Genomic DNA, 17,154 nt, shown 5'->3' with positions numbered 1-17,154 from the left:
GACGACGTGTTCCCCGCCGCATGATCCAGCCCGCTGCGCGCGTGATGCCCGGCCCGGCCCCCGGCCCCGTCCCGCAGTGATTCGCCCAGCGTCGCGCCGAAGTTGTCGAAGCCGTCCTTGACCGCCGTCTTGCCCGCATCCGCCGTGCGCCCCAGGTTGTAGCCGTCCTGCGCGCCGAAGCCCTGGTTCACGGTCTGCGCGATGAGGTCCTTGCTCATCTCCTCCAGCGCCGAGACGAACGGCTCCTTCACCGCCTCCAGGACCGCCTCCAGGACCGCCTCCGCGGTCTCCTTGAGGATCTTGCGGACCGCGACCCGGGTCACCTGCGTCAACGCCGCCGACGCCGCACCCGACAACCCGAACGTCACCACCGCCGTCGCCGCCGCCACCGCGATCTGGATCGCCAGCACCGTCAACTGAATGATCACCGCGATCTTCATCGCGATCACCAGCACCGCGGCCGTGTCGAAGACGAACGCGATCATCTCCGCGGCCTGCCGGGCATCGTCCAGATACCCCGAACCACCCGAGAAGTCCTGCCACTTCTCCACGAACGCGTCGATCGCATCGCCGTAATTGTCCGCCGTGACATTGCCCGCCGACTGCACCGCCGACGCCTGGATGTCCCCGACCTGCGCCCCGAACTCCCGCCAGGTCGCCGCACACTGCGTCAGATGATCCTCATTGGCCGTCGGCCAGTCGAACCCCAGCATCTCCAACAGCCAGGCCAACTCGTCCGGCAACATCATCGCCACGACGGCATCTCCCCCGAAACCCGTATCCCCGCGTCCCCGCAACCACCCACGCCCCAACAGGCCCGAGTTTGCCACGAGTTTACCCAGCCCCCCGAACAACAGGTCAACCGTCGTTCGGACGTCGGCAGCCGCTTCCGCCCTCCGGTTCCCGTCCCGCGGGCACTCGGACAGGGTGTGGCCATCGGTGCCCTTGGGGCCACCGTTACCTTCGGTGCCACCGATGCCCCTGGGGCCAAAGAGGGGCCGTCGACTAAAATCGCCGCGACGTGCCACAGGCGGGGGACATCGCCAGGTCGAGGGCGGAGGGGACGACGCACATGCAGGCGCCACAGGCGGCAGGCCCGGATGCGCGCGGGGGCGGTGGGTACGGCGGGCAGTCCGTGCGTCGGGCGGGACCGTACGTCGTCGTCACCCGGCTCGACGGCTCCGGCGCAGGACAGCCGCCCGTTTCCGAGATTCGTCACATCGCCCGCACTCCCGACGGCGACCGCACGGTTCTCCTCAGCACGCCGCACCCGCGGAGCGACCCCGGACGGTTCCTCGCCGAGGCCGACGCGTCGCGCTACCTGCTCGGGCCCGCCGCCTTCCCGGCCGTCGAGATGTCCGGGCCGGGGGAGCGGGCCTGGTGCGCGCGCCCGTATCTGCCGGTGCTGCCGTTGCCCACCGCGCTCGCGGTGCACGGGGGGCCGCTGCCCGAGCGGACCGTACTGGCCCTGGGCGTCGCCCTCGCCGAGACCCTCTCCGTGATCCACGGGCAGGGGCTCGTGCACGCCGGAGTCTCGCCCGCCGCCGTCCTGTTGAGCTTCGACGGGCCCCGGCTCGGCTGCTACGGCGCTGTCCGGGCCGCGGCCCCCGACACCGTCGACCCCGGCGCCCGCGCGCCCGAGCAGACCAGCGGTGGAATGCCGCGGCCCCTCGGCGACGTGTACGCGCTCGGCGCCACGCTCGCCTACGCCGCCACCGGACACGCGGCGCCGGAGAGCGCCGAGTTGCCGTCCTCCTTGCGTTCGACGGTCGGGCGGTGTCTGTCCCGGGATCCCGCCCACCGGCCCCAACTCGCGGAGATCGTGGACGTGTTGGCCCCAGCCGATCCGAGCGCGAGTGCATCCCCGCACATCGGGTTCGGCACCACGGACCGCTCCGCCGCTCTCCTCGGTCCCGGCTGGCTGCCCGGACGGCTCGTCGCCGCCCTCGCGCACCAGGCGGCCTCCGTACTCCACGCGGAAGTCCCGCAGACGGCTGCCGGGCCTCTCCCGTACGCCCCCTGACCTTCCTTCCCTCCCTTACGGACGACGTACCCCACCGGTACGGAAGCAGACGACGCCGGTACGGAAGCAGACGACACCGGTAAAGACGCAGACGACGAGACCAGGTCCCCATGCCCTCCCCCCTCACCCACGACGACCCCGCGGCCCTCGGCCCGTACCGCCTCGTCGCCCGCCTGGGCAGCGGCGGCATGGGCACGGTGTACGTCGCCCGGAGCGCGGGCGGGCGGACCCTCGCGCTCAAGACCATGCACGCCGCCGTCGCCGCCGATCCCGCCGGGCGGACCCGGTTCCGCCTGGAGATCGACGCGGCCCGGGTCATCGGCGGGCAGTTCGGGGCGAAGGTCGTCGACGCCGACCCGTACGCCGAGACGCCCTGGCTCGCCACCGAGTACGTGCTCGGGCCGCCGCTCGACGAGGCCGTGGAGAACTCGGGGCCCCTGACCGAGCGGGCCGTACGGGCCCTGGGTGCCGGACTGTGCGCGGCGCTCGGGCAGTTGCACCGCAGCGACGTGGTGCACCGGGACCTCAAGCCGTCCAACATCATCGTCACCGCGTACGGGCCCAAGGTCATCGACTTCGGTATCGCGCGAGCCATCGGCGACATCCACCTGACCCACACCGGATCGGCCGTCGGCACCCCCGCCTTCATGTCGCCGGAGCAGGCCACCTCGCAGGAGCACACCGCCGCAGGTGACGTGTTCGCGCTGGCCGGAGTCCTCGTGTACGCGGCGCGGGGCAGCGGTCCCTTCGGACACGGGCAGCCGGCCGATCTGCTGTACCGGGTGCGGTACGGGGAGCCCGACTTCAGCGGCGTACCGGCCGCCCTCGTCCCCGTACTGGCGCAGTGCCTGGACAAGGACCCGGCGCGGCGTCCGAGCACCGATCAACTCGCCGCCCAACTGCACGACGGCAGAGGCGAGTTCGTGGAGCACCTGCCGCCCGCGCTGCTCGGTGAGATCGGGCGGCGGGCCGTGGACGTGTGGCAGATCGCGCCGCAGCGGACGGCCGCACCGCCGGTCACGCCCGACACGACACCGCCCGCCTCGACCGCGGCCCGCCCCCTCGGCACGTCGCGACGCGGATTCCTGGCCGCCGGCGGAGCGGTGGCGGTCGCCGCGCTGGCAGGCGGCGGCGCCTGGTGGTGGAGTTCGCGCGACACCGGGCAGGGGTCAGGGAAGGGCGAGGCGGTGGACAAGGGCGCCACCGAGCAGCGGTTCAACGCCGACCCGGTGTGGGAGTACACCCGCGGCCAACTCACCGACGACTGGGGCCCGTCCGTCCCGTACGTCACGGACGACGTCATCGTCGTCCCCAACGGCGCGGAGACGTACGGCCTGCGCCCCTCCGACGGCGTACAGGAATGGAAGCGGCTCACCGACAGCCGGTGGTGGCAGTACGCGGTCGTCGACAACCAGGAGTACCAGCTCAGCGCCAGCGAACACGTCGAGCACGACCGGCAGCCGGTCGGCGTCACGTTCTGGGACAAGAGCCAGAAGTACACGCGGCAGACCCCGCTGTGGTTCCCCGGCACCGTGTTCGAGATCGACGGGATCCCGGAGTACGGGCAGCAGCTCGTCCGCATGGACGGCACGACGGTCTACGCGGCGGTCGGATCCGCCAAGAGCCACGACTACGGATTCCACGCGAGCGACCGCTACACGCTGCGCGCCGCCGACGTCAGGACCGGCAAGACGCTGTGGTCCAAGCCGCTGCCCCGACGGCCCGACAAGAGCACGCGGCTGCACTTCCTCGCGGCCGAGGTCGTCGGCAAGCGGCTCGTCACGCTCCAGGAGATGGACAAGAACGCGGTCCGCATCGTCGTACGGGACGTGGCGAGCGGCGACGTCGTGTGGGAGCGGCCGTACGCCGGCGTGAAGAACCCACGCCCGCTGCGCAGCCCGCTCGCCGTGGACGACACCCATCTGTACATCGGCGGCGATCAGTTGATCGCGCTGCGGCTGAGCGACGGGAAGCAGATGTGGGCGTCGGAGAAAGGGACCGAGTTCAGCCCGCCGACGGTCGTGTCCTCGGCCGGATCCTCGGCCGGATCCTCGGTCGTGTACGCGGTCGGGAAGGGGTACGGGTTCGCCGCGGTGGACGGTCGCAGCGGCAAGTTGCGGTGGAAGGAGGCGTCGCCCGAGGTGAGCGATGCCAGCACCGCGTGGTGCCCGGTGATCGGCACCCGCTACGGCTACTACCGCAACGGCCAGCTGCTGCGCGCCGTCGAGCTGACCGGGAAGCACGAGATCGGCCGGACGTACAAGGTCACCAGCAGCACCTACGCGTACTTCGAGGACAAGAAGCACCGACTGGTCCTCGGCGTCGGGGACACGTCGATGCGGGCCTACCCGCTCAAGTAGCCGCGCCCCGCGCCCTGCAGCCCGCACCACCCCGCCCTGCCCCGCATCAGGCCCCCAACTCCCGTAGAAAGTCCCGCCCATGAATCCCCTAGGCACCGGCGATCCCCTCCGCCTCGGCCCGTACCGCCTGACCGGCGTGCTCGGCGAGGGCGGCATGGGCAAGGTCTACGTCGGCCAGGACGCCACCGGCACCCTCGCCGCCGTGAAGGTCCTGAAGCCCCAACTCGCCCACGACACCCATCTCGCGCAGCGGTTCGTGCGCGAGGCGCAGGCCGCGCAGGCCGTGCACAGCGCAGGAGTCGCCGCCGTGCTCGGAGCGTGGACGGAGGGCGGACGGCCGTGGATCGCCACCGAGTTCCTGGCCGGGCTCACCCTCGACCAGGCCGTCGACACCTTCGGCCCGCTGCCCGAGCCCGCCGTGCGCGCCCTGGCCGCGTCGCTCGCGCGCACGCTCGTCGACATCCATGCGGCGGGCTTCGTCCACCGGGACCTCAAGCCGCCGAACATCGTCCTGACGTCGACAGGCCCGCGCATCATCGACTTCGGCATCGCCAGGCCCGAGCACGGACTCACGCTCACCACCACCGGGCAGGTGCCCGTGACGCCCGGCTACGGCGCCCCCGAGCAAGTGCTCGGACAGCGTGTCGCACCGCCCGCGGACGTCTTCTCGCTGGGCGCCGTCCTCGTGTACGCGGCGACCGGACGCCGCGCCTTCGACGGCGGGCACGTGGCCGCGGTCCAGTACGCCGTGGTCCACGACGAGCCCCAACTCACCGGTCTGTCACCGGCGTTGGCGGGTCTCGTCGCGCCGTGCCTCGCCAAGAGCCCGGATCTGCGCCCGGTGCCCGCGCAGATCGCCTCGGCGATGGCTCCGCCCAAAGGAGCCGAACAGGCCTGGCGACGTGGCGCGTTCGCCGACGCCATCAAGGAACGCGAGCGCGGCGCACGTCAGTTGACGACCCAGGTCACGGGTGTGCCGGGAGCCGAACCGGTGCCGTCCGTGAGCCGGCGCCGACTGCTCACCGGCCTGGCCGCGGGCGGCGTGGTCGTGGCGGCGGGCGGCGGCGCGGGTGCCTGGTGGCTCGCGGGCCGCGGCTCGGACGGCGCCGCCGAATCGCCGGTGAGCAGTGACCCCTTCGACATTCCGCCCGCGGTGAGCACGCCCGAGGAGGCGCTCGACAAGAACATCGGCGGTACCTCGGTCACCGTCGGCAGACCGTCCGTCATCTGGAACCTCGACGACGAGGCGGACACGTACTCGCCGACCCTGCTCACCGTCCGCGACGTGCTCGTCCTCGGTGCGGCGAGCGGCGGCATCGCGGCGTACGACGTCCGCACCGGGAAGCGCCGCTGGCACGCACCACGCATCCGCCCGAGGGCGAGCTACGTCTCCCTGTCGGACCGGCTCGTGGCCGCGGCGGACGAGAAGGGCACCTTGTACACGTACGTCGCCTCGACCGGTGTCGCCAAGTGGACCTGCCCGGCCGCCGAGGCGGAGACGGTACTCGCCGCCGACGAGGATGCCGTGTACTGCGTGACGAAGATCGGCCGGGTACGCGCCGTCGGACGGGCCGACGCGAAGGTCCGGTGGACCATCAAGGCACCCGCCGAGTTCCGGAAGCAGGGCCTGATGCTGACGGCCTCCGCGGCACGCGGGCGCCTCGTGCTGGTGACGGCCAACGGCAAGGTGCTGGTCCTCGACACCCGCGACGGCAGCGTGGCCTGGACCCGGCCCAGCACGACGGACGTCAGCGTGACTCCCGCTGTCGACGGCGACACCGTGTACATCAACGGGCCGACACTGGAGGCCCGCAGGCTCAGCGACGGCGAGGTCGTCTGGACCGCCAAGATCAAGGAACCCAAGTACGAGGGCGAGAACTGGGGGCCGCCGACCGTGGCCGACGGCGCGGTCTACGTCTGCGGCGGCAACTATCCGAGACGCCTCGACACCCGCGACGGCAGCGAGATGTGGAGGGGCTACTGGGTCGCCGACGAGAACTGGCCGGTGCTGCACCAGGGCCACGGCGCCTGGTCACTCGACTCCACCAGCTCGATCACGAGCCAGAAGCGCCTGAACGTGAACACGCTGAGGTCCTCCGACGGCGAGCGCGCCTGGCGCTACCAACTGCCCCACGCGGACCACCAGAACCTCGTCGCGGACGGCAACCGGGTCTTCGTCATGGCGGACAGCGCGATCTACGCGTTCACGGTCTTCTGAGCGCCCCTCACCCGTCACGGGCAAGGGGCGCTCAGCGGCGGCGTCGTCGTCGGTCAGTGGTTCACACAGGTGTTGCCCACGGCCGGGTTGAGCAGCCCGATGACGTTGATGCTGTTGCCGCAGGCGTTGATGTTCAGGTCGATCGGGACCTGGATCACGTTGCCCGACAGGACGCCGGGGGAGCCGACGGCCGTTCCTTGGGCCGCCGCGCCGCCGTGGTCGTGGCCGTGCCCGTGGGCAACGGCCGCGCCCGCACTGCCGAGCACGCCGCCGGCCACCAGGAACGCCGCCACGACCGCGGTACGGATCTTCATGCTGTACTCCCCTCGACTGCGGGTGGCGTCCTCGTGCCCACCCGTCGCGGACCAAGGTGCCACGGCGCGGGGCGCTTCAGGCCGAGAGCGGGACGGGCGGCGGCCCAAACCATCCGAGGGGGTACCGCTGAGCGGTACCCGGTTGACGTCGCGAACCGGCAAAGGCCCGAACTCCCCTCAAAATGCGGGAAGTTCGGGCCTCGGCGGTGACCGACCGGCGATCTAGACGTCGAGCCCCCCGTTGTGCGGCGCCGGCTCCAGGTCGAACTCACCGTCGCGAGCGCCGAGCACGAACGCCGTCCACTCCGCCTCGGTGTACCGCAGCACCGTGTCGGGCTCCAGCGACGAACGCATCGCCACGGCGCCGCCCGGCAGATACGCGATCTCGACACGCTCCTCGTGCTGCTCGGTACCGGGCGCGCTGTGCCACTCGACACCGGAGATGTCGAGCGCGTACAGCTCGTCCTTCTCGCGCTCCTTGCGGGCCTTGATCTCCTCCGGCGTCTCCTTCGGCGCCTCACTGTTCGTCCCCACGCCGCATCAGCCCTTTCGTCGCTTCGCGCTGAACGCCGCCAGCTTAACGAGAGTTGACCAGCGGCGACGGCCGATGAGCCAGGCGGCCGGCACCGGAGACGTGACAGGTGACCTTCCAGCCGATACCGCCGAGAACCTGCGAACGTGTGCGGGCGCCCCCATGGGTGGCGGAAGGCGTGAGGCCCGCGACCAGGAGTGGTCATGGGCCTCTTCGTGCCGTCTGGGCGAGGGGTCAGTAGCCGTAGGGGCCGTTCTGCTGCTGCGGGGGCTGCTGGCCGTAGGAGCCCGGAGCGGGCTGCTGTTGGTACGGCTGCTGTTGGTACGGCTGGTTCTGGTAAGGCTGCTGCGGGGCCCCGGGCCCACCCCAACCGGCGGGGCCACCAGGGCCGCCAGGGCCACCCGGTCCACCGCGGTTGTTCTTCTTGCGGGAGACCAGGACGACGATCAGCACGATGACGACGAGGGCGCCGACGCCGATGCCGACGAAGAGGATCGGGTTCGAGTTGCTGTCGTCACTGTCGTCGGAGGCGGCTGCGCCGGTGGCGGGGGAGGAGGAGGCACCGGCGCCGCTCTTGCCGTTGCCGTTGTCGGTCTTGGGAAGTGAGGACAGGTCCCAGGGGCCGTTCTCACTGCCCTTGGCGATGTTCTCGGTGAGCGCCTTGTACGGGCTCAGGTCGCCGTAGCCGTGGTACTCGTCGGGGAGCTTCGCCTTGTCGACGCCCTTGGCGATGTACGTGGACTTGATGACGCGGTTGACCAACTGACCGGGGGTGTAGTCCGGGAACTTCTGCTTGAGCAACGCGAAGGCGCCGGAGGCGATGGCGGTGGACATGGAGGTTCCGTCGCCGGTGACGTAGTCGCCACTGATGAACTTGCCGTCAGCCTCGTACCCGCCCTTTCCGGTCGCAACGACGATGTCCTTGGCGGGGGCGGTGAACATGAGCTCTTGAGAGTGGTTCTGCTCTTCCCAGGGAGTCCCGTTTTGGACAGAACCGCCGACTTCCACGACGCCGGGGATGGAGCCGAGGCCGGACTTCTGTTCAATTCCCTCGTTGCCGGAGGACTGAACGACCACAACGTTGTGGGCGATCGCGTAGGCGACAGCTTCCTTGACCTTCTCGTTTGCGTAGTCCTGGGAGACGGAAATACTGATGACGTCGGCACCCTCGTCGACGGCGTAGCGGATTGATTCGTCCCACCCGCAGGCGCTCTTCTGCGTTGCAGTGAGGCCTTCGCCTTCCGTGGCGAAGATGTCGACGGGAAGGATCTTTGCGCCTGGAGCAATTCCCAGCACGCCGTCGCTGTTCCCGGCCCCATGGCCGTGTCCGGCGATCAGCGAGGCCATGCCCGTGCCGTGGTCGTCGAGGGTCTCCCGATTGGCGGGCTTGCCGTCTGAACAACGCATCCCCTCCAGCACGTTGCCCGTCACGTCGGGAGCAGTGCCGTCCACACCGTCGTCGAGAACGGCGACGGTGACGCCCTTACCTGTGGCGACCTTGTGGATGGCGTCTATGTCGAAAGCCTTGTTCTGCCACTGGCTGTTTCTGGTCGCGTCCGCCGAGGCGGTCGGGGCGGTGCCGAGCACGAGGGCTCCCACCATCGCCGCGCCGCCCACCGCGCGGAGCGTCGTTTGCGTGAAGCGCATGCTCTGACACCTTTCTGGGTTAATTCCGTGCTGTCGGCCGTGAGGCCCGCGACCAGATGGTCACGGGCCTCACGAAGGCTAGCCGGTCACTCGATGACGGGCGGGTTGACCTTGCGCTGCTTCGGCGTCCAGGTCTCTTCGTCCTCGTAGAGGTAATCGGGACGACGGCTGTTGTTTCCGCCCTCGCCACGTTGCTTCCCGGCACCGCGGCCACCGGCTGCCCCACCAGGGCCCATGCCGTTGCGGCCGTTCTGACCCTTGGCGCCCGCTCCGGCTCCTGTGCCGCCCGCGCCGGCGCCGCGGTTGCGAAGTCCCGTGCCGCCAGGGGTGAACGCGCCGCCGGTCTTGCCCTTGGCCGCGCCTACCACGCCGCCCTTCGTGCGAGCCGAGGCGCCCGTCCGGCCCGCGCCGCCGAGGCCACCCTTGCCGGCGCCCGCGCCGCCCGCGCCGCCCCCCATGCCGCCCATGCCGCGTCCGGTGGCCGAACGTCCGGCCGCGCCTGCCCCTCGTCCGGCACCGGCTCCGCCTGCCGCCCGCCCGGCTCCAGCCGCGCCGCCCGCCATGCCACCGGCCAGACCGCCGGCCATGCCGCCGGCGCCGAGCCCGGCGCCCGCGCCGCCGACGCCCCCGCCGGCTCCAGCACCGATTCCTCCGCCTGCGCCTAGTCCAGAACCGGCTCCGCCGCCGATGCCTGCGCCGGCTCCCGTACCAATGCCGGTGCCGGCACTGTCAAGATTTGTATTGATTCCGGAGCCGCCAGCGGGGAACGCGTTCGACCCGGATGCGGGCATCGTCGAAATGTCGGAGGCGGATGCGGGCATGGTCGAAATGTCGGGCGGATTCACACTGCCCAGGCCGGAGCCGCCGGTACCGCCGCCAAGCGAGCCCGTGGGGATACTGGTACCGCCGGGGATGCTGGGGTTGACGCCGCCGGAGCCCGAGACGCCCGTATCGCCCGTGCCGCCTGTGTCGATTTGGTGGGGGCGGAAGGTGTGGTCTTGGCCGCCGCCCTCGCCCAACTGCGTCGAAGCCGAATTGTAGGACTTGGCCAGCTCTTCCAGGTGCGTAGCGGCCTGCAGAGACGCCTCCTGCTTGGCGCCCATGCTGTCACCCCACTTCTGGATGACGTTCTTGGTCGACATCCCGCTGGCGATGTCCCCCTGGATGCTGCTGTGAGCGCTCTGGGCAGCCTGCATGTGTCGGTACTGCGAGACCATCGCGGAGGCACCGAAGCTGGCAGGAGCTGCCAGCACAGCGGCGAAGTCCGCACCATCCATGGTGCTGAAGTAGTCGCTGACGGAGTCGCAGGCCTCGTCCCACCAGCTGACGTCTATGTCTCCGACCGCAGTCATGACCTGGTCGAGGTTGTCCGCCGAGGAGAACATCGCGTCCGAAGTGAACTTCGCGGAGTTGCCGCCGGCCGCCATCTCCTGGCCGATCCTTCCTGCCTCCTCCGCGAACTTCTCGGCGGAGTCGCCCTTCCAGCTCTCCAGAACCTTCTTCACCGAGTCGTTGAACTGCTTCAGCAGCCCGCCGTTCCCGTCGGAGCCGACGAGTTCGTCGTGGACCTCCTGCCAGCTCTGTGAAACCTCTCTGAGAAGACCTGGATTGGCGCTGCTGACCATGCCTTTCAGGGTGTCGAGGTCCTTAGTGTTGAACGGAGTGTCAAACCCTCTGCCGGATTCACCGCGGGGCGCACCACCAGATCCCACAGCCATTGCCACGTCCCCCTTACGCGTTGCGGTCTGCCGTGATGGAGTTGTCCGCTTCCGCGTCCTGGTAGACGCCGCGGGCCTTCTCCGTCTTCCTGCCGAACTTGTCGATCAACTTCTCGATCTTGGCGATCATGTCCTGCTCGATCCGGGTCTTCATGGCGTCGTGCGCGTCGGCCAGCTTCTGCGCCTCGTCGAAGTTTCCCAGTGCTGCCTTCGGAACGTACGTTGAGTACGCAGCCTTCCGCTTCGGTCCACCCATGTCCTTCAGGACCTGATTGAGCTCCTTGACCACCTGGTCCAGCGCGTCGAGATCGACCTCGTACCCGTCAGCCATCTCCGGCTGTCCTCCCCGTTAACGTCAACGACCCGCACACGGCGCCCACTTACGCCTCCTGCATGTGCATGCCTTGACGTACAGGGTGCCTTGCTTTACTGCACCCTTACAAGTTTCCTCACAAAGCGCTCACAGGCGCGCGCCGGTACCTCGTGGCACCTCACAGCACGTCAGCACCGCGCTTGCGCAGCCAGTCGCGCCGCGCCATCGCCCCTGCCGAGATCACGCCGAGCAGCAGTCCGCCGCCGATCACCAGGTACGTGCCGTAACGGGCGTTGCGCTCCGCCGGGGTCTCGCCGAGGGTCAGCTTCGCGGGGATGATCTTCTCGTCGTCGCCCCGGTTCGTCGCTTCCGCCGCCTGCAGGTCCGCGTCGGTGACCGGGCCGGTGGGCTCCGTCTCGTCCTTGATCGCGGTGACGGGGTCGATGACACCCCAGCCGACGTTCTTGTCGTGGGCCGGGTGCGAGCGCGTCGCCGTCGCCTCGAGGTGCCAAATGATCTGGGCCGGCGTCCACTTGGGGTGCTTCTGCTTGATCAGGGCCGCCACCCCGGCCGCGTACGGGGCGGAGAACGACGTGCCCTGGTCGACGCACTGGCCGCTGATCGGGACGGTCGAGACCATGTCGACGCCGGGGGCCGCGATGTCCACGTGCTCGTTCGGCGTGGAGAACACGGCGCGTTCGTTGTTGCGGTCGGAGGCCGCGACGGACAGGACGTTGGCGTTGTCGAGAGCCGCCGGGTACGTGTTGGTCGGCTTGCCGGACGCGCCGTCGTTGCCGGCCGAGGCGACGATGAGGATCTTCGCGCGCTCCGCCATGTCCACCGCGGCCTGCAGCGTGGGGAGTTGGGCCTTGTCCGCCGTCGTGCCCTGGGAGATGTTGATGACGTCGACACCCGCGTCGACCGCCGCTTTGATGGCGGCGACCATGGTCGCCAGATTGCCGCCCTCCTCCGCCGTACTGGTCTGGAGGGGGAGGATGCGGGCGTCCGGGGCCATGCCGTGGAAGCCGGTGCCGGTGAAACCGTCCTTGGCCGCGATGATGCCGGCCACCTTCGTGCCGTGGCCGACGCTGTCGGCCGTGGCCTTGGAACCCTTCCCGGCGAACGACTTCCCCGGGAGGACCTTGCCGGCGAGCTGCGGGTTGTTCTTGTCGACGCCGGTGTCGATGACGGCGACGGTGATGCCGTCACCCCTGAGCGATGTGCCCTCCCACAGCTGCTTGGTGATGACGCGCTGCAGCGACCACGGTGTGCCCTTGATGACCTTGCCGCCGAACTGGCAGTCGGTGCTGGCGAGTTGGGGGTCGGTGCCATCGGCCACGGCGGGCGTCGCGGTCAGCCCGGCGAGTGCGGCGGTGGCCGCGAGCGCCGCGGCGGCGCGACGCGCGGCCGGGAAGGAGGCCATGGATGCCATGGATGCCACGGTTCTGCTCCCCCTAGGAATTCTGCGTCTGCTTGGCGGCTTCGGTCGTCAGGTTCGGCCCGGACGGCAGGAGCTTGGACCACTGGGCGGGCACGGACACCTTCCGTGCGTTCTCGTAGCCGAGACGGATCTTCGCCTGGTTGACGTCCTGCTTCTCGTTGCCCGACTTGTCGTCGGAGTCGTTGCCGACGGGCAGGAAGTAGCGCAGGCCCGTGTCGGTCACCAGGTAGTTGTAGCCGGTGCTCGAGTTGCCCTCCGCCTCCTGGTAGAGCAGGCCGCTGCCGGGGCTGACGTATGAGGACGCGCTCGCCGCCACCGAACTGATGGGCAACGACGAGCCGGTCCAGGTGGTCAGACCGGACGACTTGTCGCCGTGGAAGACGGAGCAGGAGGTGTCGTTCGGCCCGCTGTTGGCCCACGAGATGGCCCGGGTGGGCCACTTGGCGCCGCCTGTCAGGGTCCCGGGGTCCGGCGTGAAGCTGTTCTGCTGGATGGTCTGCGTCCGCGGGTCGGCCAGCGTCTCCTTGAGCAGGGTCGTCTGGAAGTCCGACACGGCGATGACCCGGTCCTTCTCGACGAGGTAGTGCTGGCCGTTCCGGGTCTGCAGGAGAGTGCCGGTGGTGCGGAACTTGGACGGGACGCCCGCGTTGGAGGGTCCACCGTCGCCCTGCACGGACGGCATCGAGATCGGCTCCTGAGCGGTGCCGAGGGTGCTGAGCCAGGCGTCCGTGACGGTGCGCGGCTCCGCGGCGTTGCCGAACAGTGTGCGGACGAGCGCTTCGACTTCCTCCGGGGTGTCACCCGTGAGCTCGTACGCGACGCCCGAACTGCTCACCAGGTACTGCTTGCCGCGCTTGTCCTGGACGTACAGGGCCTGGCTGCTGGCGAGCTTGCCCGAACCCTTCTCGGTGACCGTCTTCGCGTCCTTGTCGTCGAGCACGAAGACGGTCTGCTGTACCGACTTCTCGTCCGAGCTGGCGCTCGTCTGCTGGCACAGTGCCCACACCTTCGAGGTACCCGCGTCCTCGACGCTCGGCAGCCGGTCGGGGGCGTACGGAATTCCGACCATCGAACCCTGCGCGATATCCGACTCGTCGAGGAATTTCTCCTTGACGGTCTTCACCGAACCTTCATTGGACTTTTTCGGGTCCAGCAGAAGCTTTGCCGAGGCCAGGTTGAGGACCGGGTGCAGAACGGGAATGTCCTTGCCGTCCTTCCTCTTCTTGGCCGACGGCAGGACGATGTACCTGGTCGCCGACGGATCCGTGACGATGATCCCGGCCTCGGGGGTGTCCCAGCCCTCTGGCGCCACGGGGCTCATCAAGCCGCAGGCGCCGAAGCCCGCCAGGATCACCACGCTCATGACGATGCCGGAGATCGCATGCTTCAGCGGTCGTGGCGCCGACTCCACCGAGCCGTTGGGGAGCGGCTTCAGGAAAGCGGCAACTGTCCGCTTCCGTGAGAAGTTGTAGGCATTCAGCTCATCGCGACGTGATGCCATCGTTACGTAATCTCCCCGTCCTAGCTGGACCGTAGTGGTACTTCCCTGGGTCCACTTCTCGACCACCCCCGGCGCACGCGCCGCACGGGCCTCTACTATGCCGTGTGATGATCGGCCCTTGGCGTACGGGTATCAATTTTCAGCGCGCCAGCGAAACTTAAGGCCCGGCGATCACGGCGGACCCGAAGGTACCCGTCCGGACCGGGCGGGTCACCCACAGAAGCGAGCGAAGGAGCAGGGCGGGGGATGTCCAGCGCCAGCAGGACCCGACAGCGCGGCAATCAGGGGCGACCGACCCCGAACGGGCGGCGTGGAACGGGTCGGCCCCAGCAGGGTCGCCCGCCCGCCCGACGAAGCGGACGCGGTACGCCGCAGCCGCCGCCCGCGGCCGCCGCGCCACAGCCGGCGGGACCGGTGCGCCCGAAGCTGCCGCGCAAGGCGGGCAGCCTCGGACCGATCAGCGCGCACCATGTGCTCATCATCCAGATCGCGCTCGCGCTCGTCGTGGCCGCCGCCGCGATCAAGCCGATGCTCATGGCGCCCGCCGCCGTCGTCGGCGGGCTGCTCGTCTTCCTCAACCTCGGTCGGCGCAGGCGCCACCCGTTCCCTGAGTGGATGGCGATCGGCCGCGCGCTCAAGCGCCGTCGCGCAACCTTCGTGGGGCCCCCGCCCGTCGAGATCGACAGTTCCTTCGCGCCGCTGCTCGAGGCGGACCCGGCGCTGCGCACGTACGAGTACGAGTCCCGCGACCGGCGTCTGGTCGGCTTCGTCGGCGACGGTACGTTCCTGACGACTCTCGTCCAGGTCGACTCCGCGGCCGGGCCGCTGCGGCCGCAGGGTGACGCACGGCCGTTGCCGGTCGACCTGCTCGCCGACTCGCTGGACGTCGAGGACATCCACCTCGAATCGGTGCAGTTGGTGCAGTACACCCAGCCCGCCCCGGCCCCGCACCTGCCGCCGCAGGCCGTCGCCGCGCAGGCGTACGCGGCCGTCCAGGCACAGGCGGGCGCCCCCGCGGTACGCATGACGTGGGTGGCGCTCAAGCTCGACCCCGAACTGTGCCCCGAGGCCATCGAGGCCCGCGGCGGCGGCGTGCGCGGTGCCCAGCGCGCCCTGCTCCGCGCCTCGGACCAGCTGATCAGCCGGCTCAACGGGCTCGGCTTCCGCGCCGAGGCGCTGGACGAGAACGGCATCATCTCCGCGCTGTCCATGGCCGCCTGCGTCAACCCGCGCGCCAACCTCAACGCCCAATCGAGGGGCGGCAGTTCGGGCCCGCGTACCGAGGAGACCGTGCGTGCCTGGCGGTGCGACGACCGCTGGCACTCCTCGTACTGGATCGGCACCTGGCCGCAGATCGGCCGGGGCGGAACCCCGCTCGGCGCGATCGCCGGCGGGCTGTCCACCACCCGCACCATGGCCACCACCGTCTCCCTCGCCGTCTCGGGCGCCGGACGTGACGACGTCGAACTCAGCGGGCACGTACGCCTCTCGGCCCGCAGCGAGAACGAACTCGACCAGGCCAAGCGCGAGTTGGAGCGCTCCTCCTCCGCTCTCAAGGTCGGCCTCGTCCGCCTCGACCGGGAACAGCTGCCCGGCCTCCTTGCCACCCTTCCCCTCGGAGGCACGCACTGATGAGCACCCCCGACCAGCAGGACCCCCGGGACCCGCGCGCGCAGCAGCTGACCCCCGAGCAGTACGCCGAACAGCAGCGACGAGCCGCCGAGGCGGCCGAGCGGCGCCGGCAGTGGGAGGCGCAGCAGGCCGCCGAACAGGCCGCCGCGCAGCAGGCGGCGGCTCAGCAGGCGGCGGCCCAGCAAGCAGCCGCGCAACAGGCCGCCGCCGAACAGGCCGCGCAGCAGCAGGCAGCCGCGCAGCAACAGCAGGCCGCACAGCAGCAGGCCGCCGCTCAATACGCCGAGGAACAGCGGCAGTTGCGGGCCCGCTACCAAGAGGAGCAGCGGCGCGCCGAGGAGGCCGAGGCGCGGCGCCTGCAGTGGCAGGACCAGCAGCGCCAGCAGCAGGCGGCGGCCCAGCAGCAGTACGCGCAGCCGCAGGCCCCGTTCCAGGGCGGCGTGCCCGCGCAGGGAGACGTCGGCGGCGTCGGTCACGTACAGCAGCAGGCCGCCCCGGAGCCCGCCGCCACCTCCACCACCATGACGTACGCCCCCGCGCCCGAGGTCGGCTCCGGCCGGCCCACGCACCGGGCGCTGCCCGACGAACCCGACGCGGACGACGACGACTTCGCGGAGTTCGAGGAGGAGTTCAGCCACGCCGGCTACGGGCTGCGCGGCCCGCGCAGGCGGCGGCACGTCCTGCCGAAGAAGTCGCTCGGCTCGCTCGGGGTGAGCGTCGGTGACGACGGCGTCGTCATCGGCGTGGACCCGCAGGGCATGCCCGCCGTCCTCGACGTGCTGCGGCCCAAGCCCATCGAGGCCGTCATCGTCGGCTCGATGTGGACCGCGCAGATCATCGCGCTGCGCACCGCCGCCATCGGCGCGCGGATCGCCGTCGAGTCGGTGCGGCCCCAGGCGTGGGCGCCGATGGCCCAGGCCGCGGGCGGCGGCCTGCAGTGCGTCACGGTGTACGAGCCGCGTCAGCTCGCCGCGCAGGGTGCGTCGGTGGCCAGCCCCGTCCTCGTCGTACGGGATCTGGGCGCGCAGCCCGGGCGGTCCCAACTCGCCCCGGTGCCCTGGCAGTCGACGGTCACCGTGGTGCCGTTCCTCGGCCCGCGCGCGCCGCGGCTGCTCACCCGCGCCGACGTGATCGGCCTGCAGAGCGTCTCCCCGCAGGAGGCGGAGGTCATCGGCCGGGTGCTGCGGCTGCCCGAGCAGCTCACGCAGACGCTGCCGACGCTCAGCGACGCGACGATGCTCTGGATCGCGGGCGGCAAGCACCAGTACGTGATGGTGCAGCCGACCGATCCGGAGACCGGGCTCCTCGGGGGCCCGCGCCGGATGGACTGACGTCAGAGGGCGTCCGAGACGTCCGAGCGCGATGGGCGGTCCCGTCCAGGACGGTATGAGAGTGATACGTACCGTCTTTACGGTGGCCGCCCTACAGCGTTTAGGCTGTCCCGACGAACGGCAA

Annotated in this window: 13 protein-coding genes; 5 read left to right on the top strand and 8 right to left on the bottom strand. The window is 70.4% G+C overall.

The features are described 5' to 3' along the window. A partial coding sequence (locus B072_RS45725) for a hypothetical protein (RefSeq protein WP_018532873.1) occupies window positions 1-755 on the bottom strand: 755 nt, incomplete at its 3' end. A 317-nt stretch (window positions 756-1,072) separates the two neighbouring features. Here B072_RS45725 and B072_RS0126250 point away from each other — a divergent pair. The 3 genes from B072_RS0126250 to B072_RS0126240 all read left to right on the top strand — a co-directional run bounded on the left by B072_RS0126250 (window position 1,073) and on the right by B072_RS0126240 (window position 6,601). Then, a complete protein-coding gene (locus B072_RS0126250) occupies window positions 1,073-2,023 on the top strand; it encodes a serine/threonine protein kinase (RefSeq protein WP_106432943.1) in 951 nt (316 codons plus the stop codon). A 110-nt stretch (window positions 2,024-2,133) separates the two neighbouring features. After that, a complete protein-coding gene (locus B072_RS44150) occupies window positions 2,134-4,383 on the top strand; it encodes a protein kinase domain-containing protein (protein ID WP_026246316.1) in 2,250 nt (749 codons plus the stop codon). A gap of 79 nt (window positions 4,384-4,462) precedes the next feature. Further along, entirely contained in the window at window positions 4,463-6,601 is a 2,139-nt protein-coding gene (locus B072_RS0126240) for a serine/threonine-protein kinase (RefSeq protein WP_018532925.1), read from the top strand. A 53-nt stretch (window positions 6,602-6,654) separates the two neighbouring features. On the opposite strand, the gene B072_RS0126235 is transcribed toward B072_RS0126240, so the two are convergent. The 7 genes from B072_RS0126235 to eccB form a co-directional block, all read right to left on the bottom strand. Further along, window positions 6,655-6,915, bottom strand: coding sequence for a chaplin (locus B072_RS0126235; protein WP_018532924.1), 261 nt, complete (start codon window positions 6,913-6,915; stop codon window positions 6,655-6,657). 222 nt (window positions 6,916-7,137) lie between these two features. Continuing rightward, window positions 7,138-7,449 (bottom strand): DUF397 domain-containing protein, encoded by a 312-nt coding sequence (locus tag B072_RS0126230; RefSeq protein WP_018532923.1) that lies wholly within the window; start codon window positions 7,447-7,449, stop codon window positions 7,138-7,140. 232 nt (window positions 7,450-7,681) lie between these two features. Then, entirely contained in the window at window positions 7,682-9,094 is a 1,413-nt protein-coding gene (locus B072_RS0126225; protein ID WP_018532922.1) for a S8 family serine peptidase, read from the bottom strand. Between the two features lie 86 nt (window positions 9,095-9,180). Then, window positions 9,181-10,719, bottom strand: coding sequence for a WXG100 family type VII secretion target (locus B072_RS48785; protein ID WP_051127301.1), 1,539 nt, complete (start codon window positions 10,717-10,719; stop codon window positions 9,181-9,183). Window positions 10,720-10,825: 106 nt separating this feature from the next. Beyond that, window positions 10,826-11,143: a hypothetical protein gene (locus B072_RS0126215; protein WP_018532921.1), complete on the bottom strand. Its 318-nt coding sequence runs from the start codon at window positions 11,141-11,143 to the stop codon at window positions 10,826-10,828. Between the two features lie 160 nt (window positions 11,144-11,303). Continuing rightward, window positions 11,304-12,548: a type VII secretion-associated serine protease mycosin gene (gene mycP, locus B072_RS0126210; protein ID WP_018532920.1), complete on the bottom strand. Its 1,245-nt coding sequence runs from the start codon at window positions 12,546-12,548 to the stop codon at window positions 11,304-11,306. Window positions 12,549-12,579: 31 nt separating this feature from the next. Continuing rightward, entirely contained in the window at window positions 12,580-14,067 is a 1,488-nt protein-coding gene (eccB, locus tag B072_RS0126205) for a type VII secretion protein EccB (RefSeq protein ID WP_026246315.1), read from the bottom strand. A 414-nt stretch (window positions 14,068-14,481) separates the two neighbouring features. Here eccB and eccE point away from each other — a divergent pair, with 414 nt between their 5' ends. Further along, window positions 14,482-15,699 carry a type VII secretion protein EccE gene (gene eccE, locus B072_RS0126200; RefSeq protein WP_018532918.1) on the top strand — a complete coding sequence of 406 codons (1,218 nt, stop codon included), beginning with the start codon at window positions 14,482-14,484 and terminating at the stop codon, window positions 15,697-15,699. Then, window positions 15,699-17,030: a hypothetical protein gene (locus B072_RS49360; protein WP_018532917.1), complete on the top strand. Its 1,332-nt coding sequence runs from the start codon at window positions 15,699-15,701 to the stop codon at window positions 17,028-17,030. The genes eccE and B072_RS49360 overlap by 1 nt, the downstream gene beginning before the upstream one ends. The last annotated feature ends 124 nt before the right edge of the window (window positions 17,031-17,154 follow it).

This window comes from Streptomyces sp. HmicA12 (assembly GCF_000373565.1).
Lineage (GTDB): Bacteria > Actinomycetota > Actinomycetes > Streptomycetales > Streptomycetaceae > Streptomyces.
The sequence above is the reverse complement of the archived record's forward strand: the minus strand, read 5'-3'. Positions and strand labels throughout refer to the sequence as shown.